The sequence below is a fragment of the Streptomyces sp. NPDC050315 genome (assembly GCF_040655775.1).
Lineage (GTDB): Bacteria > Actinomycetota > Actinomycetes > Streptomycetales > Streptomycetaceae > Streptomyces.
This window is the reverse complement of record NZ_JBFAKN010000009.1, coordinates 199,773-219,544: the sequence shown is the minus strand read 5'-3', so window position 1 is coordinate 219,544 and position 19,772 is coordinate 199,773. Positions and strand designations below refer to the sequence as shown.

General features: G+C 72.7%; 16 protein-coding genes. 13 read left to right on the top strand and 3 right to left on the bottom strand.

Features of this window, described 5'->3' with window-relative positions; genetic code table 11:
- Positions 1-143 precede the first annotated feature (143 nt).
- Positions 144-1,244: a teichoic acid biosynthesis protein C gene (locus AB0I82_RS30080; RefSeq protein WP_363260546.1), complete on the top strand. Its 1,101-nt coding sequence runs from the start codon at positions 144-146 to the stop codon at positions 1,242-1,244.
- Between the two features lie 14 nt (positions 1,245-1,258).
- Here AB0I82_RS30080 and AB0I82_RS30075 read toward each other — a convergent pair whose 3' ends face one another.
- Entirely contained in the window at positions 1,259-1,636 is a 378-nt protein-coding gene (locus AB0I82_RS30075; protein WP_363260545.1) for a cupin domain-containing protein, read from the bottom strand.
- A 225-nt stretch (positions 1,637-1,861) separates the two neighbouring features.
- On the opposite strand from AB0I82_RS30075, the gene AB0I82_RS30070 reads away from it, so the two are divergent.
- The 8 genes from AB0I82_RS30070 to AB0I82_RS30035 all read left to right on the top strand — a co-directional run bounded on the left by AB0I82_RS30070 (position 1,862) and on the right by AB0I82_RS30035 (position 12,055).
- Positions 1,862-2,665, top strand: a complete 804-nt coding sequence (locus AB0I82_RS30070) for a TIGR03084 family metal-binding protein (protein ID WP_363260544.1) — start codon at positions 1,862-1,864, stop codon at positions 2,663-2,665.
- On the top strand, positions 2,662-4,374 hold the full coding sequence (locus tag AB0I82_RS30065) for an acyclic terpene utilization AtuA family protein (protein ID WP_363260543.1): 1,713 nt from the start codon (positions 2,662-2,664) through the stop codon (positions 4,372-4,374). Before AB0I82_RS30070 ends, AB0I82_RS30065 begins: the two co-directional genes overlap by 4 nt.
- Positions 4,371-5,969 carry a carboxyl transferase domain-containing protein gene (locus AB0I82_RS30060; RefSeq protein WP_363260542.1) on the top strand — a complete coding sequence of 533 codons (1,599 nt, stop codon included), beginning with the start codon at positions 4,371-4,373 and terminating at the stop codon, positions 5,967-5,969. The genes AB0I82_RS30065 and AB0I82_RS30060 overlap by 4 nt, the downstream gene beginning before the upstream one ends.
- Before the next feature lie 8 nt (positions 5,970-5,977).
- On the top strand, positions 5,978-7,819 hold the full coding sequence (locus AB0I82_RS30055; RefSeq protein ID WP_363260541.1) for a biotin carboxylase N-terminal domain-containing protein: 1,842 nt from the start codon (positions 5,978-5,980) through the stop codon (positions 7,817-7,819).
- A 15-nt stretch (positions 7,820-7,834) separates the two neighbouring features.
- Complete coding sequence (locus AB0I82_RS30050; protein ID WP_363260540.1) at positions 7,835-9,022, top strand: acyl-CoA dehydrogenase; 1,188 nt, start codon at positions 7,835-7,837, stop codon at positions 9,020-9,022.
- Positions 9,023-9,135: 113 nt separating this feature from the next.
- Positions 9,136-10,713, top strand: a complete 1,578-nt coding sequence (locus AB0I82_RS30045) for a 4-coumarate--CoA ligase family protein (protein WP_363260539.1) — start codon at positions 9,136-9,138, stop codon at positions 10,711-10,713.
- Positions 10,710-11,462 carry an enoyl-CoA hydratase family protein gene (locus AB0I82_RS30040; RefSeq protein ID WP_363260538.1) on the top strand — a complete coding sequence of 251 codons (753 nt, stop codon included), beginning with the start codon at positions 10,710-10,712 and terminating at the stop codon, positions 11,460-11,462. The genes AB0I82_RS30045 and AB0I82_RS30040 overlap by 4 nt, the downstream gene beginning before the upstream one ends.
- Positions 11,450-12,055 carry a TetR/AcrR family transcriptional regulator gene (locus AB0I82_RS30035; protein ID WP_363260537.1) on the top strand — a complete coding sequence of 202 codons (606 nt, stop codon included), beginning with the start codon at positions 11,450-11,452 and terminating at the stop codon, positions 12,053-12,055. The genes AB0I82_RS30040 and AB0I82_RS30035 overlap by 13 nt, the downstream gene beginning before the upstream one ends.
- 33 nt (positions 12,056-12,088) lie before the next feature.
- On the opposite strand, the gene AB0I82_RS30030 is transcribed toward AB0I82_RS30035, so the two are convergent.
- Entirely contained in the window at positions 12,089-13,192 is a 1,104-nt protein-coding gene (locus tag AB0I82_RS30030; protein WP_363260536.1) for a citrate synthase 2, read from the bottom strand.
- A 420-nt stretch (positions 13,193-13,612) separates the two neighbouring features.
- Between AB0I82_RS30030 and pdxH the strand changes: the two genes are divergently transcribed.
- Positions 13,613-14,293: a pyridoxamine 5'-phosphate oxidase gene (pdxH, locus tag AB0I82_RS30025; protein WP_363260535.1), complete on the top strand. Its 681-nt coding sequence runs from the start codon at positions 13,613-13,615 to the stop codon at positions 14,291-14,293.
- 535 nt (positions 14,294-14,828) lie between these two features.
- A complete protein-coding gene (locus tag AB0I82_RS30020) occupies positions 14,829-16,208 on the top strand; it encodes a PAS domain-containing protein (RefSeq protein ID WP_363260718.1) in 1,380 nt (459 codons plus the stop codon).
- Between the two features lie 45 nt (positions 16,209-16,253).
- Here the strand turns inward: AB0I82_RS30020 and AB0I82_RS30015 are convergent, their stop codons facing one another.
- Entirely contained in the window at positions 16,254-17,036 is a 783-nt protein-coding gene (locus AB0I82_RS30015; protein WP_363260534.1) for an SIS domain-containing protein, read from the bottom strand.
- A 285-nt stretch (positions 17,037-17,321) separates the two neighbouring features.
- Between AB0I82_RS30015 and AB0I82_RS30010 the strand changes: the two genes are divergently transcribed.
- Positions 17,322-18,014: a metal-dependent transcriptional regulator gene (locus AB0I82_RS30010; RefSeq protein ID WP_030254379.1), complete on the top strand. Its 693-nt coding sequence runs from the start codon at positions 17,322-17,324 to the stop codon at positions 18,012-18,014.
- A gap of 814 nt (positions 18,015-18,828) precedes the next feature.
- Entirely contained in the window at positions 18,829-19,710 is an 882-nt protein-coding gene (locus tag AB0I82_RS30005) for an alpha/beta hydrolase (RefSeq protein ID WP_363260533.1), read from the top strand.
- Positions 19,711-19,772: the final 62 nt, after the last annotated feature.

Genomic DNA, 19,772 nt, shown 5'->3' with positions numbered 1-19,772 from the left:
TGGTGTGAGGGGCCGGGGGCGGATGGATGAAGCCGTCCGAAAACGCGTGTGGCGCCTGTCCGTCACCGGTCACACGTCTCGCTGTACGGAACGAGGACGTACGGACGGCGACGTATGGAACGGCGACGGAGGGGCGACGCGGTATGACGGGGATCGGGCGCAGGGAACTTCTCAGGTTCGGAGGCGCCGCGGTCCTCGGCGGCCCGGTGCTCCTCACCGACCGGGCCGCGGCGGCCCCGCGGCCACCGGGTCCGGACGTCCCGTACGACGCGCCGCTGCCCGGCAAGAACCCGGTGGCCGACGTGCCCACCGTGAAGCCCGCCCCCGCCTTCCCCGCGCGGGCCCCGGGCGACTGGATCGACCTGGCCGGACCGGCCACCGCGCTGATTCAGAAGAAGCGGCTCACGCACTCTTCCGTCCTGCAGTCCTTCGCGTTCGACGAGGCGGCCGGGTACATCTACGCCCTCCAAGTCGTGCAGGGCGGCGTCCGCCTCAAGGGCGAGTCGCGCACGTACACCCACACCCAGCGGGTCTCCCGCGGTGACCTGTGCCTGAACCGCCTGACGATGTCCGGGAAGCTGAAGGACCGGATGTTCCTCAAGGGCTTCGGGCACGGCGGCTCCCTCGGCGTGCAGCACCGGCCGGGGAAGGGGCCGCTGCTCTGGACGGAGTGGGACGTCAACCCCGCCTCCGGCTACGGCCGCGGCATCGCCCGCTTCCCGTACACCCCGAACCGGGTGCTGCGGGCCACCGACCGCTCACTGCTCACGTACCGCCCGCGGCCCGGCACCACGAAGAACCAGCCGGCGGTCGACATGACCACCCGCCGCCTGCTGCTCCGCTACCGCCGCGCGACCGGCGTCTACCGTTACGCGCTCTACGACCTGGACGACTTCGGCGCGGGCACCCCGAAGGCACTCGCCGATGTCGCGCAGCCGCTCCTGCGCAAGGGCGTCTTCCATCAGGGGCTGGCGCTGTCGGGGAACTACGCGTACCAGCTCACCGGCAGCCCCTTCGGCCCCGGCAACCCCGCGTCCGGACCCGGCAACGCCCGCCTGACCTGCATCGACATGCGCAGCGGCGCGATCGTGCAGGAGATCCGTACGAGGGCGGGGCAGAAGCTGCACCCGCGCGAGCCGGAGGGCCTGGCCGTGCTGCACCGCGGCGGCGAACGGCTGGTCGCGGGCTTCACCTCGGGCAAGGTCAACCGCCGCCGCTTCTCGCTGTACGCGCACGGCGGCTGACGCAATCTGAACTCCTAGTGGGGCTTCGCGTACTCCTGGGCCATCGCGCCGGCGAAGTCGAACACCACGACCGGCTCGTCGCCCACGACCCAGGCGTCGTGCCCGGGGGAGACCACGAAGACATCGCCGGGCCCGCCGTCGGACTCCGTGCCGTCGTCCATGCGGATGTGCATCCGTCCTTGCACGATGTAGCCGTTGTGCGGCACCTCGCAGCTCGCGGTCCCCGCGATCGGGGCCAGGGACTCGGACCAGCGCCAGCCCGGTTCAAAGGTCGCCTTGGCGAAGTCCAGCCCGGACAGGTGGACGCTTTCGAGGTGGCCGTTCGGGAAGTCGCGCCGCTCGTCCGGCTGGTCGATCGACTTGACCTCAAGGGTCGTCTTGACTCCAAGCATGGGGATCATCCCTTCGCAAAATGGTGCAATTCCCCCCCTGTCTTCATGGTGCGCCCGCCCGCCGGGGCCCACCATCCGAGGCCGGAGACCCGCCATCCGGGGCCGGAAAGAAATCATGCAGGCGTGCTTGATTGTTTCTGGCTCCGCTGCCACTCTCGTAGCCGCACCACACACATCAACGCGGCCCGACCGCCTGCGCGTCGGGCCCGATGAGGGGAGTGCAGCGTGTCCGACCCGAGCCCGGTGCTCGCCGATCTGCGCGCGGAGGGCCAGGCGCTGGACGCCCTCGTGGGGCCGCTCGCCGCGGACCGCTGGGCGACGCCGACGCCCGCCGCCGGCTGGACCATCGCCCACCAGATCGCCCACCTCGCCTGGACCGACCAGCAGGCCCTGCTCGCGGCCACCGACCCGGACGGCTTCCGGCGCGCCGCCGAGGCGGCGCTCGCCTCCCCGGACACCTTCGTCGACGAAGGCGCCGAGGAAGGCGCCCACCGGCCGCCCGCCGAGCTGCTGGCCCACTGGCGCGCGGGCCGCGACGCGCTGCACGACGCGCTCGCCGCATACACCGGCGGCCGGCTGCCGTGGTTCGGCCCGCCGATGAGCATCACCTCGATGGCGACCGCCCGGCTGATGGAGACCTGGGCGCACGGCCAGGACGTCGCCGACGCGCTGGGCGCCGTACGGGAACCGACAGCGCGGCTGCGGCACGTCGCCCATATCGGCGTACGCGCCCGGAACTTCGCCTACCTGGCACACGGACTCACGCCCCCGGAGGGCGAGTTCCGCGTCGAGTTGCGTGGACCGGGCGGGGATCTCTGGACCTGGGGCCCCGAGGGCGCGGCGCAGCGGGTGACCGGCGACGCGCTCGGCTTCTGCCTGCTGGTCACGCAGCGGGCACACCGCGACGACGTGGACGTACGGGCCGAGGGCGCGGAGTCCGACCGGTGGCTGGGCATCGCCCAGGCGTTCGCCGGACCGCCGGGCCCGGGCCGCAAACCCCGCACCGCCCCGAAGGAGCCCACCGCGTGACCCGGCCGGCACCCACCGCGCCCCTCCGCATAGGCAACGCCTCCGGCTTCTACGGCGACCGCTTCGGTGCGCTGGAGGAGATGCTCACCGGTGGTCCGCTTGATGTGCTGACCGGGGATTACCTCGCCGAGCTGACCATGCTCATCCTCGGCCGCGACCGGCTGAAGGACCCGGACCGCGGTTACGCGAAGACCTTCCTGCGGCAGCTGGAGACCGGCCTCGGGCTGGCCGCCGAGCGCGGCGTACGGATCGTCACCAACGCGGGCGGGCTGAACCCGGCCGGACTCGCGGACGCTGTACGGGAGTTGGCGGACAAGGTCGGCGTCCCGGTGCGCGTCGCGCACGTCGAGGGCGATGACCTGCTCGCCCGCCCCGGCTGGCCCGCCGGCACGTTGACCGCCAACGCCTACCTCGGCGGTGGCGGCATCGCGGAGTGCCTGCGGGCCGGTGCCGAGATCGTCGTCACCGGCCGGGTCACCGACGCCGCGCTGGTCAGCGGGGCCGCGGCCGCGCACTTCGGGTGGCGGCCCGACGACTTCGACCGGCTGGCGGGCGCGGTGCTCGCCGGGCACGTCCTGGAGTGCGGTACGCAGGCCACCGGTGGCAACTACGCCTTCTTCGGCGCCCTCGACGTGCATCGCCCCGGCTTCCCGCTCGCCGAGATCGCCGAGGACGGCTCCGCGGTGATCACCAAGCACCCGGGCACCGGTGGCGCCGTCACGCCCGGCACGGTCACCGCCCAGCTGCTGTACGAGACGACGGGCGCGCGGTACGCCGGGCCCGACGTGACCGCCCGGCTGGACTCCGTACGGCTGTCGGAGGACGGCCCCGGCCGGGTGCGCCTCGACGGCGTGGTCGGCGAGGCGCCGCCGCCCACCCTCAAGACCGGGCTGACCCGGCTCGGCGGCTGGCGCAACGAGGTCACGTTCGTGCTCACCGGGCTGGACGTGGAGCTCAAGGCCCAGCTCGTGCGCGAGCAGATGGAGGCGGCCTTCGCGGCGGCCGGGCGGCGGCCCGCCGAGGTGGACTGGCGGCTCGCCCGCACCGACCACGAGGACGCGGCCTCCGAGGAGGAGGCCAGCGCGCTGCTGCGGCTGGTGGTCCGGGACCCCGATCAGGACGCGGTCGGCCGGGTCATCAGCGGCGCGGCGGTCGAGCTGGCCCTCGGCAGCTATCCGGGCTTCCACGTCACGGCGCCGCCGGGCAAGGGCGCCCCGTACGGCGTCTTCGAGGCGGCGTACGTACCGGCGGGGGAGGTCCCGCACGTCGCCGTACTGCCGGACGGCCGTCGCGTGCCCATCCAAGCGCCTTCGAAGACAAGGGAGTTGGTGCGCGAGGCCGATCCACCGCTGCCCGAGCCGCTGCACCACGACGGGCCCACCCGGCGCGCCCCGCTCGGCCTCGTCGCCGGGGCCCGCAGCGGCGACAAGGGCGGCGCGGCCAACGTCGGGGTGTGGGCGCGCACGGAGGAGGCGTGGCGCTGGCTGGCACACGAGCTGACCACCGACCGGCTCCGCACGCTCCTCCCGGAAGCCGCGGACCTGCCCGTCGAGCGGCACGTATTGCCGAATCTGCGGGCGCTGAACTTCGTGATCGACGGACTGCTGGGCGCGGGCGTGGCCTCGCAGGCCCGCTTCGACCCGCAGGCCAAGGCCGTGGGCGAGTGGCTCCGCGCCCGCCACCTGGACATACCGGAGGTACTGCTGTGACCGTGCTCGGCACAGGGCTGGACACCGCGAGCCCCGAGTACGCGGAGAACCGCGCGGCGCTGCTCGCCAAGCTGGACGAGCTGGCCGCCGAGCAGGCCAAGGCGGTCGGCGGGGGCGGCGAGAAGTACGTCGAGCGGCACCGCAAGCGCGGCAAGCTGCTCGCCCGCGAACGCATCGAGCTGCTCCTCGACCCCGACACCCCCTTCCTGGAGCTGTCGCCGCTCGCCGCGTGGGGGAGCGACTACCAGGTGGGCGCCTCGCTGGTCACCGGGATCGGCGTGATCGAGGGCGTGGAGTGCCTGATCACCGCCAACGACCCGACCGTACGGGGCGGCGCCTCCAACCCCTGGACGCTGAAGAAGGCACTGCGCGCCAACGAGATCGCGTACGCCAACCGGCTGCCCGTGGTGTCGCTGGTGGAGTCGGGCGGCGCGGACCTGCCCAGCCAGAAGGAGATCTTCATCCCGGGCGGGGCACTGTTCAAGGACATCACGCGGCTGTCGGCGGCCGGGATTCCGACCGTGGCGGTGGTGTTCGGGAACTCCACGGCGGGCGGCGCGTACGTCCCCGGCATGTCCGACCACGTGATCATGGTCAAGGAGCGGGCCAAGGTCTTCCTCGGTGGGCCGCCGCTGGTGAAGATGGCCACCGGCGAGGAGAGCGACGACGAATCGCTGGGCGGCGCGGAGATGCACGCCCGTACGTCGGGTCTTGCGGACTACTTCGCGGTGGACGAGCCGGACGCGCTGCGCCAGGCGCGACGGGTGGTCGCCCGCCTCAACTGGCGCAAGGCACACGAGGATCCGCCCCTCGCCGAGCCGCCCAAGTACGACCAGGACGAGCTGCTGGGCATCGTCCCCGGCGACCTCAAGATCCCCTTCGACCCGCGCGAGGTCATCGCCCGTCTCGTCGACGGCTCGGACTTCGACGAATTCAAGCCGCTGTACGGGCCGTCGCTCACCACCGGGTGGGCACGGCTGCACGGCTATCCGATCGGCATCCTCGCCAACGCCCAGGGCGTCCTCTTCAGCGAGGAGTCGCAGAAGGCCGCCCAGTTCATCCAGTTGGCGAACCAGCGCGACATTCCGCTGCTCTTCCTGCACAACACCACCGGCTACATGGTCGGCAAGGAGTACGAGCAGGGCGGCATCATCAAGCACGGCGCGATGATGATCAACGCGGTGTCGAATTCACGCGTGCCGCACTTGTCCGTGCTGATGGGCGCGTCGTACGGCGCGGGCCACTACGGCATGTGCGGCCGGGCCTACGACCCCCGCTTCCTCTTCGCCTGGCCGAGCGCGAAGTCGGCCGTCATGGGCCCGCAGCAGCTCGCGGGCGTGCTGTCGATCGTGGCGCGCGCCTCGGCCGCCGCCAAGGGGCAGCCGTACGACGACGAGGCGGACGCCGGGCTGCGCGCCATGGTCGAGCAGCAGATCGAGTCCGAGTCGCTGCCGATGTTCCTGTCCGGGCGGCTGTACGACGACGGGGTCATCGACCCGCGCGATACGCGCACCGTGCTCGGCCTGTGTCTGTCCGCGATCCACACGGCGCCCGTGGAGGGCGCACGCGGTGGCTTCGGCATCTTCCGGATGTGAGGAGAGCAGTGATCCACACCCTCCTCGTCGCCAACCGCGGCGAGATCGCCTGCCGTATCTTCCGTACCTGTCGTGACCTGGGCATATCCACGGTCGCCGTGCACTCCGACGCGGATACGGACGCCCTGCACGTGCGCGAGGCCGACGCGGCGGTGCGGCTTCCCGGGGCCGCACCCGCCGACACGTACCTACGGGGCGAGCTGATCGTGAAAGCCGCCCAGGCCGCGGGGGCGGACGCGATCCACCCCGGCTACGGCTTCCTCTCCGAGAACGCCGACTTCGCCCGGTCCGTCATCGACGCGGGGCTGATCTGGGTGGGGCCGCCTCCGGAGGCCATCGAGGCGATGGCCTCCAAGACCCGGGCCAAAGAGTTGCTGGGCATCGCCCCGCTGGCCGAGGTCACCGAGGACGACCTGCCGGTACTGGTGAAGGCGGCGGCGGGCGGCGGCGGACGCGGTATGCGCGTCGTACGCGAACTGGGTGAGGTGAAGGGCGAGTTGGAGGCTGCGCGGGCCGAGGCGCTGAGTGCCTTCGGGGACGGCGAGGTCTTCGTCGAGCCGTACATCGAGGGCGGCCGCCACGTCGAGGTGCAGATCCTGGCCGACGCGCACGGCACGGTCTGGCCGCTGGGCACCCGTGACTGTTCACTCCAGCGCCGCCACCAGAAGGTCATCGAGGAGGCCCCGGCCCCCGGACTCACCCCCGAACTGACGGCGAAGCTGTACGAGATGGCCGTGCAGGCCGCCCGCGCCACCGAGTACCGCGGCGCCGGCACCGTCGAATTCCTCGTCGTCGGCGGCACCGCGCACTTCCTGGAGATGAACACCCGCCTCCAGGTCGAACACCCCGTCACCGAGGAGATCTTCGGCCTCGACCTGGTCGCGCTGCAGCTGAGCGTGGCCGAGGGTGAGGCGCTGCCCGCCGCGCCGCCGGAGTCGCGCGGTCACGCCGTCGAGGCGCGCCTCTACGCCGAGGACCCGGCCGCCGGCTGGGCCCCGCAGACCGGCACCCTGCACGGCCTCTCCGTGTCGGGCGTCCGCCTGGACTCCGGTTACGCCGACGGCGACACCATCGGCATCCACTACGACCCGATGCTCGCCAAGGCCGTCGCCTGGGCACCCACCCGCACTGCCGCCGTCCGCAAGCTTGCGGGTGCGCTGGAGCGGGCCCGCATCCACGGCCCGGTCACCAACCGCGACCTTCTCGTACGGTCCCTGCGCCACCCGGAGTTCACCGAGGCGCGCATGGACACCGGCTTCTACGACCGGCACCTGCCCGGCCTCACGGCCGTCACCCTCGACCCGTACGCGCCGCTGGCCGCCGCCCTCGCCGACGCGCACGGCCGCTCACGCTTCGGCGGCTGGCGCAACGTGCCGTCGCAGCCGCAGGTCAAGCGGTACCGCACCGAGCCTGACGGCGAGGAGCACGAAGTCCGCTACTGGCACACCCGGGGCGGCCTGGCCGCCGAGGGCGTGGTGGTCGTGCACGCGGGCCCCGACCGGATCGTGCTGGAGGCCGAGGGCGTGCGGCGTACGTACGAGGTCTCCGTGCACGGCGACCGGGTGTACGTGGGCGGTACCACGCTTACGGCGCTGCCTCGCTTCCCCGACCCCACGGCTCGCCAGGAGCCCGGGTCTCTGCTGGCCCCGATGCCCGGAACGGTGGTCCGCGTGGCGGACGGGCTCGCCGAGGGAGCCGCTGTCGAGGCCGGTCAGCCGTTGCTGTGGCTGGAGGCCATGAAGATGGAGCACCGGATCACCGCCCCGGTCACCGGAACCCTCACCGCTCTGCACGCCGAGCCCGGCCGCCAGGTCGAGGTCGGCGCCCTGCTCGCCGTCGTATCCGACTGATCTCAAGGAGCCGTAGTGACCAGTACGCCCCTGATCGAGACTCAAGAGCACCAGGACCTGCGCGACGCCGTAGCCGCCCTCGGCAAGCGGTACGGACGCGAGTACTTCACCCAGGTCGTCGCCGACGGCAAGCACACCGACGAGCTGTGGGCCGAGGCCGCCAAGCTCGGCTACCTCGGCGTCAACCTTCCCGAGGAGTACGGCGGCGGGGGCGGCGGCATCACCGAACTGTCCATCGTCCTGGAGGAGTTGGGTGCCGCGGGCTGTCCCCTTCTGATGCTCGTCGTCTCGCCCGCCATCTGCGGCACGGTCATCGCCCGCTTCGGTACCGAGGAGCAGAAGCGGCAGTGGCTGCCCGGCCTCGCCGACGGCTCGCGCAAGATGGCGTTCGGCATCACCGAGCCCGACGCGGGCTCCAACTCGCACCGCATCACCACCACGGCGCGCCGCGACCCGGAGACCGGCGGCTGGATACTCAACGGCCGCAAGGTCTTCGTCTCCGGCGTCGACATCGCGGAGGCGACGCTGATCGTCGGCCGTACGGAGGCTGTGTCTGATAAAGGCGTGAGGACCGGCAAGCTCAAGCCCTGCCTCTTCATCGTCCCCCGCGACACCCCCGGCTTCTCCCGCAACCCGATCTCCATGGAACTGGCCGCGCCGGAGAAGCAGTTCGAGCTGGTACTGGACGATGTGCGGCTGCCTGCGGACGCGCTGGTCGGCGACGAGGACGCGGGGCTGCTGCAGCTCTTCGCCGGGCTCAATCCCGAGCGCGTGATGACCGCCGCCTTCGCCCTCGGCATGGCCCGCTACGCGCTGGAGCGGGCCGTCGAGTACGCCAGGACCCGGCAGGTGTGGAAGGAGCCGGTCGGCGCGCATCAGGCCATCGCGCACCCGCTCGCCCAGTGCCACATCGACATCGAGCTGGCCCGGCTGATGATGCACAAGGCCGCTCACCTCTACGACATCGGCGACGACATGGGCGCGGGCGAGGCCGCCAATATGGCCAAGTACGCGGCGGGGGAGGCCGCGGTGAAGACCGTCGACCAGGCCGTGCACACCCTCGGCGGCAACGGCCTCAGCACGGAGTACGGCCTCGCCTCGATGATCACCGCGGCGCGGGTGGCCAGAATCGCCCCGGTCAGCCGGGAGATGATCCTCAACTTCGTGTCCCATCAGTCCCTGGGGCTCCCCAAGTCGTACTGAGGGGCGTCATGCTGCGGGACATCGTCCGTCGTCGTTCGCCATAGTTCGCCATTGTTCGTCCCCCACGCCGCAGCCGGCAGCCGTCCGACCATCGAGCGAAGGGCCGTGAGTCCATGGTGTTCCGCAGCGAGTTCCCCGATGTCGCACCGCTCGACCTGCCCATCCACGAAGCCGTACTGGGTCACTCGGCCGTCGCGCACGCCGACCGGGTGGCCCTGGTCGACGGCCTGAACGGCACCACCCTGACCTACGCCGGGCTGGAGGCGCGCACCCGCCGGCTCGCGGCGGCCCTCGCCGACGCGGGCGTCCGCAAGGGCGATGTGCTGGCCCTGCACAGCCCGAACTCCCTCGCGTACCCGATCGTCTGTTACGCCGCCTCCCGCTGCGGCGCCGTCGTCACGCCCGTCCACCCGCTCGCCACCGCGGACGAAGTGGCGAAGCAGCTGCGCGACTCCGGCGCCCGCTGGCTGGTGACGGTCTCGATGCTGCTGGCCACGGCCCGTAGCGCGGCGGAGAAGTGCGGCGGCGTGACGGAGATCTTCGTCTGCGACGGCGCCGAAGGGCACCGGTCGCTGACCGACCTGCTGGCCACCGAGGCGCCCGAGCCGCAGGTCACCATCGATCCGGCGGAGGACCTGGCCTGTCTGCCGTACTCCTCCGGCACCACCGGCGCGCCCAAGGGTGTGATGCTCACCCACCGCAACATCGCCACCAACCTCGTCCAGCTCGACGGCGTCCTCAGCGGCGGCCCCGGCGACCGCATTCTGGCGGTTCTTCCCTTCTTTCACATTTACGGGATGACCGCGCTGATGAACGCCCCGCTGCGGCAGGGCGCCACCGTCGTCGTCCTGCCCCGCTTCGACCTCGACACCTTCCTGACCGCCATCGAGACCCACCGGGTCAACGCGGTCTATGTGGCTCCGCCGATCGTCCTGGCGCTCGCCAAGCACCCGGCCGTCGCGGGTCGGGACCTCTCCTCGCTGGAGTACGTACTGAGCGCGGCGGCGCCGCTGGACGCCGACCTGGCGGCCGCCTGTTCCGCGCGCCTGAAACTGCCGCCGCTCCTCCAGGCGTACGGCATGACCGAACTCTCGCCCGGCACCCACGTCGTGCCGCGCGACGCCCGCGAGGCGCCGCCCGGCGCGGTCGGCAAGCTGCTGCCCGGTACCGAGATGCGCATCCTCGCGCTGGACGGCGGCGCCGACCTCGGGCCGGGCGCCACCGGCGAGATCCTCATCCGCGGCCCCCAGGTCATGAAGGGTTACCTGGGCCGCCCCGAGGCCACCGACGCGATGATCGACGCGGACGGCTGGCTGCACACCGGCGACATCGGCTACTGCGACGCGGACGGCTGGCTGCACGTCGTCGACCGGGTCAAGGAGCTGATCAAGTACAAGGGGTACCAGGTGGCCCCCGCCGACCTGGAGGCGCTGCTCCTCCAGCACGAGGACATCGCCGACGCGGCCGTCATCGGCGTGACCGACGCCGACGGCAACGAGATCCCGAAGGCGTATGTCGTACGGCAGCCGGGGGCGCTGCTCACCGAGCAGGAGATCATCGCGTACGTCGCGGCGCAGGTGGCCCCCTACAAGAAGATCCGGCGGGTGGAGTTCACGGACGCCGTGCCGCGCGCCGCCACCGGCAAGATCCTGCGGCGCGAACTCCGCGCCCGGGAAAGGAGGACCGCATGACGCTCGTTCCCCGCTCCCACGAGCGCGGCATCACCACCCTCACCCTCGACTCGCCCCGCAACCGCAACGCGCTCTCCACCGCCCTGGTCACCGAGCTGTACGAGGCACTCGCCGACGCCGCCAAGGACCCCGACACCCGGGCCGTGGTCCTCACCCACACCGGCACCACCTTCTGCGCCGGCGCCGACCTCTCCGAAGCGGCAGCGGGCCCGTCCAAGGACGGCCCGCTGGGGCTGGCCCGCCTCCTCCGTACCCTCGTCGAGCTGCCAAAGCCCGTCGTCGCCCGCGTCACGGGCCACGTACGGGCCGGCGGCCTCGGCCTCCTGGCCGCCTGCGACATCTCCGTGGCCGGGCCCGCCGCGACCTTCGCCTTCACCGAGGCGCGGCTCGGCCTCGCCCCCGCCGTGATCTCCATGCCGGTACTGCCCCGCATGGACTCCCGGGCCGCCACCCGCTACTACCTCACCGGCGAACGCTTCCACGCCACGGAGGCGGCCCGTACCGGCCTGATCACCCTGGCCGCGGAGGACGTGGACGAGGCGCTCGCGCCCCTCCTCGCCGGGCTCCGCAAGGCATCCCCCCAGGGACTGGCCGAATCCAAGAAACTCACCACGGCCGAAACGCTCCGCGCCTTCGACCGCGACACGGCCGCGCTGGCCGAACAATCGGCCCGCCTATTCTCCTCGGACGAAGCACGGGAGGGCATGACGGCCTTCCTCGAACGCCGGGAGCCATCATGGTCACGATGACCTCAGCACGCCGAGAACCCCAGCAGGAGCGCAGCCGCGCCACCCGCCGCAAGCTCCTCGAAGCCGCCGTCTCCTGCCTGGCCGAACACGGCTGGGCGGGCTCCACGGTGTCCGTGGTGGCCGAGCGTGCGGGCGTCTCGCGGGGCGCCGCGCAGCACCACTTCCCGACCCGCGAGGACCTGTTCACCGCGGCGGTCGAGTACGTCGCGGAGGAACGGTCCCAGGCGCTGCGCGCCCTCTTCCCCGGCTCCGCGCCCGCCGACCGCCGGGCCGTGGTCGCCGCCGTCGTGGACCTCTACACCGGCCCGCTCTTCCGGGCCGCGCTGCACCTTTGGGTCGCCGCCGCCAACGAGGACCAGCTGCACGGCCGGGTCACCGAACTGGAGGCCCGCGTCGGCCGCGAGTCGCACCGGATCGCCGTGGAACTCCTGGGCGCCGACGAGACCGTCCCCGGTGTACGCGAGACCGTCCAGGGCCTCCTCGACATGGCGCGCGGCCTGGGGCTGGCCACCCTCCTCAGCGACGACACCCCCCGCCGCGAACGCGTAGTGGCCCAGTGGTCCCGCCTCCTGGACGGGGCACTGGGCCACTGAGGGCGCCGGGCGTCAGCTACGGCTCTGCGGCCGTCAGCGGGCCGAGATGTCCGCGTACCCCTCGATCTCCTGCGGGCTCCGCGACCCCGGGCCCACGTACCGGGCGGAGGGCCGCACCAGCCGGCCGGTCCGCTTCTGCTCCAGGATGTGCGCGCTCCAGCCGGCCGTACGGGCACAGGTGAACATCGACGTGAACATGTGCGCCGGGACCTCGGCGAAGTCCAGCGTGATCGCCGCCCAGAACTCCACATTGGTCGCCAGGATCCGGTCGGGCCGGCGGTTGTGCAGCTCCTCCAGCGCCGCCTTCTCCAGCGCCTCGGCGACCTCGAAGCGGGGCGCGCCCAGCTCCTTGGCCGTCCGGCGCAGCACGCGAGCGCGCGGGTCCTCCGCGCGGTACACCCGGTGCCCGAAGCCCATCAGCCGCTCGCCGCGGTCCAGCGCCTGCTTCACGTACGCCTTCGCGTCACCGGTGCGCTCGATCTCCTCGATCATGCCCAGCACGCGGGACGGCGCGCCGCCGTGCAGCGGACCGGACATCGCGCCCACCGCACCCGAGAGCGCGGCGGCCACATCGGCACCCGTGGAGGCGATGACGCGGGCGGTGAAGGTCGAGGCGTTCATGCCGTGCTCGGCGGCCGACGTCCAGTACGCGTCGACGGCCTTCACGTGCTTGGGGTCGGGCTCGCCCCGCCACCGCTTCATGAAGCGCTCGACGATCGTGTCCGCCTTGTCGATCTCCTTCTGCGGGACCATCGGCAGGCCCTGGCCGCGCGCCGACTGGGCGACGTAGGACAGCGCCATGACGGCGGCGCGCGCCAGGTTGTCGCGCGCCTCGGCCTCGTCGATGTCCAGCAGCGGTTTCAGGCCCCATACCGGGGCGAGCATCGCCAGCGCGGACTGCACGTCGACCCGGATGTCACCGGAGTGCACGGGGATCGGGAACGGCTCGGCCGGCGGCAGGCCGGGGTTGAACGCCCCGTCGACCAGCAGGCCCCACACGTTCCCGAACGACACCTGGCCGACCAGGTCTTCGATGTCGACGCCGCGGTACCGCAGCGAGCCGCCTTCCTTATCCGGTTCGGCGATCTCCGTCTCGAACGCGACGACTCCTTCGAGCCCGGGTACGAAGTCGGACATCAGGCTGCTCCTCAAGCTAGGGACGGCGCGTCGGCTCGTGGCCACGCTGCCGTTCGGTCGGGGCCGTGCGGTCACGTGTGATGCGGTCGTCGGTGCTCCTTGCCTGGACTGCTCGCGCTCGCCCGGCGGTCCCCGCATTCCGTGTCGGACCGCGGGCGGTGACGGTACGTCACCGGCTCTTTCCGGCGTTCCAATGCGTTTCAGGGGCGGACACCATATCTCCGGATGTCCGGAGCCCACAGCGTCCCAGCAGATGATTTTGGTGGGTTCGCCACGTGCGGGGAAGCGTGACATCCGGCACACTGTGCGATTTCCCAACGGGAGGGTTACGCACCACCCAAGGCGGGCAGACTGCCAGGCCACAAGTGGCTCACGAGCAGCCCGCCGACCGCCCGCGCGACCCGGCCGATGCTGCAAGATATGCCCGTGCACTCTGCCGACGCCGCATCCGCAGCCCACCACCCCGACCCCGCCTCGATGCGCGCCCAGTACCGCGCGCACGGCCTCGCCGAGGAAGACCTCGCCGGCACTCCGTACGAACAGTTCGCGCGCTGGTTCAAAGAAGCGGCCGCGAGCGGCATACATGAACCGAACGCCATGGTCGTCTCCACGGCGGACGAGGCCGGGCGGCCCAGCTCCCGCACCGTCCTGCTGAAGGCGTTCGACGACCGCGGCTTCGTCTTCTTCACCAACTACACCAGCCGCAAGGGCCGCGACCTCGCCGGGAACCCGGCCGTCTCGCTGCTCTTCCCCTGGCACCCGCTCGCCCGCCAGGTCATCATCGGCGGCACCGCCGAACGCATCGGCCGCGACGAGACCGCCGCGTACTTCCGCACCCGCCCGCACGGCTCCCAGCTCGGCGCCTGGGCCAGCGAGCAGTCCTCGGTGGTCGGCTCGCGGGAGGAGCTGGAGCGGGCGTACGCGGAGCTCACGGCCCGCTATCCGGAGGGCGAGCAGGTGCCGGCACCGCCGCACTGGGGCGGCTACCGGGTCGCCGCCGAATCCGTGGAGTTCTGGCAGGGCCGCGAGAACCGCCTGCACGACCGGCTGCGGTACGTGAGTACGGAGACGGGCTGGGCGGTGGAGCGGCTGGCGCCGTAAGGCGGCGGGAAACGGCCCTGCGGGGCCTGCGCGGGCCCGGAAACGCAGACGACCCGCGGGCCATTTCCCCGGCGCCGGGAGGCGTCGGGGGCCGGTCGGACGAACCGGCGGCCCGCGGGTCGGGTGACTGCTTGGGATTGGCCGGCTGCGCACAGGTCTCGTGCGCTGGTCCGGCGCTGCACTGAGTGAAGCGACGGGCCGCTAGCCCGCAGCCACCTCACGCGTCCGGTATGCATACATCTGCCGAACCACCTCCCTTCTCGTGTGCACCACACACTAGGAACCCGACCGGCGCCCCACAACCGAATTTCCGGCGGGCACCGATTTCGCGGAATGGGGTGTGGGCTGTGTCACGTTCCAGTTGAATGATCCGACGTGCAGCACGTGCAGCCGCGTCCAGCAGGGGGTGCCAGTGACTGCTTCGTCCCGCCACTTCAATGCCGCGCTGCCCGGGGAACCGGGCCGCCCGGACCAGAGCCACGACCAGGGAGCGGAAACGGACCCGCCGCCGCCACCCGACAGCGAGGACTCCGGCCTGCTCGCCGCCCTCCTGGACGGCATGGACGCCGCCCTGTGCGCCCTCGACGCCGACGGCACCGTCACCCACTGGAACCGAGAGGCCGAGCGCATCCTCGGCTGGACCGCCGCCGAGGCGGTCGGCCGCCCGGGGCTGGCCGGCTGGGCGGTGCGCGCCGAGGACGCCGACGAGGTGCATGCGGCGCTGATGGCCGCGATGACCTCCCCGGGCCGCCAGGTGCACGAGTTCGCGCTGCTCACCAAGGACGGCGGCCGGGTCCTCGTACGGACCCAGTCCTCCGCCGTCACCGGCGCCGACGGCGCGCCCGCCGGCGTGTACTGCGCCTTCAGCGAGGTCCACACCCAGATCGACCTCGAACGCTCCATCGCGCTCAGCGAAGCCCTCTTCGACGACGCGTCCTGGGGCGTGGTCCTCGTCGACGCCGACCTGCGCCCCGCCGTCGTCAACGCGCACGCCGCACGCGCCCTGGGCCTCGGGCGCACGCACGTCCTCGGGCGCCCGCTGGGCGATCTGCTCGTGCAGGGCGTCGAGGAGCTGGAGGCTGCGCTCCAGCACGTACTGGCGGAGGGCGCGCCCCCGGCCGCCACCGAGCTGTGGGTGACGCTCCGCTCCGAGGAGGCCGAGGAGCCGCGCCGGTGCTGGCGCAGCGGCTTCCTGCGGCTGGCGTCGCCGCTCGCCGAGGAGCCCGTCCCGCTCGGCGTCGGCTGGCTCTTCCAGGACATCACCGACCTCAAGCGCGCCGAACAGGACAGTTCGCTGCTGCGCTTCCGCGCCAACCAGCTGCACCGCGCGGGCCGCGCGGCCGCCGAGTGCGAGGACCCGGGGGAGGCGGCCGCCGTCCACCTCGACTTCGCGCTGGCCGGCTTCGCCGACCACGGCCTGGTCGACCTCGCCCTGCCCGCCTCGCCCGCCGGCCCGCCGCTCTCCGATATGGACGCGACCACGCCCATCGAGGACGCGGACCTGGCCGCGGCCCCCGACGACGCGACCGAGCCCGCGCCCCGGCTGATCCGCGCCCTCGCCTCGCCCACGGGCGCGCCCGGCCCGGCGCAGCCGATCACGGGGACCGGCATCCCGCTGACGTACGTACCGGGGCACCCGGCCGTCCAGGCGTACCGGCGCCGCGGTTCGGTACGGGCCAGCGCGGGCCTGGCGGTCACGCCGGAGGGCTGGGCGGCGGCCCGCAAGTGGCCCGAGGGCACGGTGCACGGCCTGTGCGTGGTGCTGCGCAGCCGGGGCCGGACGCTGGGCGTGGCGACGTTCCTGCGCGGCGCCTCCCGCCGCCCCTTCGACCGCGCGGACGCCGCGTACGCCGAAGAGGTCGCCTCCCGCATCGCCGCGTCACTGGACCTGGCGGAGGCGCTGGGGAAGGGGTGAGGCGCCCGGGGCGCGGGAGTACGGCTCATCTCGCGCCCCGGTTCCTCAGTGCCGGTAGAAGATCCGGTCCGCGTACTCCCGCATGACCCGGCCGTTCCAGTCGTGTCCGCCGTCCACGTTCCCGGAGCGGAGCAGCGGCGGGTCGATGCCGCGCTCGGCGAGCGCCCCCGCCGCCGTCGCCACGACCGCCTGCATGACCGCGCTGGTGACGACCGTGGACGCGGGCCCGAACGGCGCCTCGATGCCCGGCGCCGTCAGCTCCGCGTCGCCGACCGGGATGCGGCTGTCCAGGACGATGTCGCAGTGGTCCTTGAGGTACGTACCGGACACATGCCGCGACTTGGTGTCGTCCGCGTACGCGACCGAGGTCAGCCCGATGACCTTCAGGCCGAGCGCGCGGGCGTTCAGCGCCATTTCCACCGGCAGCGGGTTCCGCCCGGACAGCGAAATGATCACGAGCGCGTCGCCGGCCCGCGCGGGGCTGCTGTCCAGTACGGCGGCGGCCAGCCCGTCGACCCGCTCCAGCGCGCTGCCGAGCGTCGCGGGCATCACGTCCACGCCCACCACACCGGGCACGGCCAGCAGGTTCATCACCGCCAGGCCGCCGGCCCGGTAGACGGTGTCCTGGGCGGGCAGCGAGGAGTGCCCGGCGCCGAAGCAGAAGATCCGGCCGCCGGCCGCCACGGTGTCGGCGAGCAGCGTCCCGGCCTCGGCGATCACCTCGCCCTGGGTGTCCCGCACCGTCCGCAGCAGGTCGATCGCGGCATCGAAGTACTGCCCGGCCAGCCCGTTGCTCGCGCTGCTCCCGCCGCTCCCGCTCTCGCCCATCGCGGAGTGCCCCTCTCCTCGTATGGTCCGGCCCGGGCCGGTACCGCCCTCGTGGCGCGGCTCACGTTGCGGTCTGGACCAGTGCCCTGTCAATACGGCACCCGCACCGTACGGCCGAAAGGTGCCGGCGCGGGCCGGAGTCCGCGCGACTCCGTGCGAGGGCCCCCGGTCACCGGCCGGACGCGGGGTCCGGCGGCGGCCTTCGGGCCGCACGCGGTCCAGTTGTCAGCGGGATGCGTCAGAATTGAGTTCAGGGCCACCGCACGACACAGCCGAGGGGCACGCATGTCCGGACTGATCGACACCACGGAGATGTATCTCCGCACCATCCTTGAGCTCGAAGAGGAAGGTGTGGTCCCGATGCGCGCGCGCATCGCCGAGCGGCTCGACCAGAGCGGCCCGACGGTCAGCCAGACCGTGGCGCGGATGGAGCGGGACGGCCTGGTCCAGGTCGCCGGCGACCGCCACCTGGAGCTGACCGAGGAGGGCCGCCGCCTGGCCACACGTGTGATGCGCAAGCACCGGCTCGCCGAGTGCCTGCTCGTCGACGTGATCGGCCTGGAGTGGGAGCAGGTGCACGCCGAGGCCTGCCGCTGGGAGCACGTCATGAGCGAGGCGGTGGAGCGCCGCGTCCTGGAGCTGCTGCGGCACCCGACCGAGTCGCCGTACGGCAATCCCATCCCCGGCCTGGACGAGCTGGGCGAGAAGTCCGAGGCCGATGCCTTCCTGGACGAGGGGCTGCTGAGCCTGATGGACCTCGACCCGGGCGCCGACGGCAAGACCGTTGTCGTGCGGCGGATCGGCGAGCCCATCCAGACGGACGCCCAGCTGATGTACACGCTGCGGCGGGCCGGGGTGCAGCCGGGGGCCGTGGTGAGCGTGACGGAGTCGCCGGCCGGGGTGCTGGTCGGCAGCAGCGGCGAGGCCGCCGAGCTGGCCACGGACATCGCGCAGCACGTCTTCGTGGCGAAGCGCTGACCGTTCCGGCTCATGGCCCGGCTCGTGGCCAAGGGCTGACGGTTCTGGTTCATGGCGAGGCGCTGAGCGTTCCGGCTCCTCGCCGGCCGCTCGGCGGTGCGCTTCCCGGCCCGGCGCCCCGCCCCTCCGCTTGACCGGTGTGGCGCCGCCTCCGCGCCCCGCGCGCAGGCGCCCACCCGGTACGACATCCCGTCCCGTGCTCCCCGCGGAGATTCCGCTTCCCCCTGCCGCCCGCCTTCCCGCGGAGAAATTTTCGGCCGCCCCCGCCGTCGCGCCGCCGCACTGACCTGGAGCGACGGCCCGTACCGAGCCGTGCCCCGATGTCCTGTCCGGCACGGACTTGGCGGAATGCGAGCGGTGGGCGCGAGGCCGTGTCACCCTGGCGCTGTCGCATACGCGCAGGCGCATATGACGTGTGCGTTGAGGACCTGGGGCCGGGCGGCGCGGCGGGTGTGGGGAACATCCGGCCGCTCGCCGTGTCCCCTGGGGGAGGGGGCTCGGATGAGTCACCGGACAACAGCTTCGCAGGGCCGGGGGGCCACTGACAGCGAGGGCCCCGGCGCTGCGAGCAGCCGGGGCCCCGCCTCCCCATGTCCCCCCGCGAAGACCCGGAGCCCCGAGCTCCCAGGGTCTTCCCCCGCGGGCCCTCTTCCCGTCAGGGCCCGCCTCCCGCTCACACTCTCCCCGTGCCGCGGACGGCCAATCCTTGAGCATGGTCACTCGTACGAGGGGTGTTGGGAGCGACGGCGATACATTCGAATACGGGTTCGATAGTGTGGGGCTGCTCAATGGGACGGATGGGGGTGCCAGGGCAATGGTGCGGCGCATCGACGTGACAGGGACCGGGGGCGTACGGCTCGCGGCCTGGGAGTTCACCGACCCTCCCAAGGCCGGCGGCGAAGGAGCGGAGCGGAAGCACAACGGACGCGGCCCCGGCGTGCTGCTCCTCCACGGCCTGATGGGACGGGCCGCGCACTGGGCGGAGACCGCCCGCTGGCTCGGCGCGCGCTACCGCCCCGTCGGCCTCGACCAGCGCGGCCACGGCCGCAGCGAGAAGCCCACCGACGGGCCGTTCGACCGCATGACGTACGTGGACGACGCGATCGCCGCCATCGAGCAGCTGCATCTCGCGCCGGCCGCCGTCATCGGCCACTCCATGGGCGCGCTCACCGCCTGGCAGCTCGCGGCCCGCCGCCCCGACCTGGTCAGCGCGCTGGTCATCTGCGACATGCGGGCCTCGGCGCTGGGTGCGGCATCGCAGCGCGAATGGGAGGAGTGGTTCCGCTCCTGGCCGGTCCCCTTCGCCACACTCGCCGACGTCCGCAAGTGGTTCGGCGAGGACGACCCCACGCTGGAGCGGCCGAAGCCGGTGCGCGGCGAGTACTTCGCCGAGGTGATGGCCGAGCGCGGCGACGGCTGGCGTCCGGTCTTCTCCCGCCGCCAGATGCTCGCCGTCCGCGAGGCATGGGTGCACGACGCGCACTGGGAGGAGCTCGCCCAGGTCGAGTGCCCCACGCTGGTCGTCCGCGGCCTGGACGGCGAACTGGGCCGCGCCGAGGCCCAGGAGATGGTCCGCGTCCTCCCGCGCGGCGCCTACGCCGAGATCTCCGACGCCGGTCACCTCCTCCCCTGGGAGCGCCCGGACGACTGGCGCCGCGCACTGGAACCGTTCCTGCACGGGGCGATCCCGACCTGAGCGGACCGCTCTTGGCACGAAGCAGCGGGCGCCCGCCCCCTTGAGGGACGGACGCCCGCCTG

Coding starts and splice junctions, on each gene's coding strand:
- AB0I82_RS30045 (WP_363260539.1), top strand. CDS start 9,136: ATGGTGTTCCGCAGCGAGTTCCCCGATGTCGCACCGCTCGACCTGCCC.
- AB0I82_RS30010 (WP_030254379.1), top strand. CDS start 17,322: ATGTCCGGACTGATCGACACCACGGAGATGTATCTCCGCACCATCCTT.
- AB0I82_RS30005 (WP_363260533.1), top strand. CDS start 18,829: ATGGTGCGGCGCATCGACGTGACAGGGACCGGGGGCGTACGGCTCGCG.
- pdxH (WP_363260535.1), top strand. CDS start 13,613: ATGCCCGTGCACTCTGCCGACGCCGCATCCGCAGCCCACCACCCCGAC.
- AB0I82_RS30030 (WP_363260536.1), bottom strand. CDS start 13,192: ATGTCCGACTTCGTACCCGGGCTCGAAGGAGTCGTCGCGTTCGAGACG.
- AB0I82_RS30015 (WP_363260534.1), bottom strand. CDS start 17,036: ATGGGCGAGAGCGGGAGCGGCGGGAGCAGCGCGAGCAACGGGCTGGCC.
- AB0I82_RS30075 (WP_363260545.1), bottom strand. CDS start 1,636: ATGCTTGGAGTCAAGACGACCCTTGAGGTCAAGTCGATCGACCAGCCG.
- AB0I82_RS30035 (WP_363260537.1), top strand. CDS start 11,450: ATGGTCACGATGACCTCAGCACGCCGAGAACCCCAGCAGGAGCGCAGC.
- AB0I82_RS30040 (WP_363260538.1), top strand. CDS start 10,710: ATGACGCTCGTTCCCCGCTCCCACGAGCGCGGCATCACCACCCTCACC.
- AB0I82_RS30080 (WP_363260546.1), top strand. CDS start 144: ATGACGGGGATCGGGCGCAGGGAACTTCTCAGGTTCGGAGGCGCCGCG.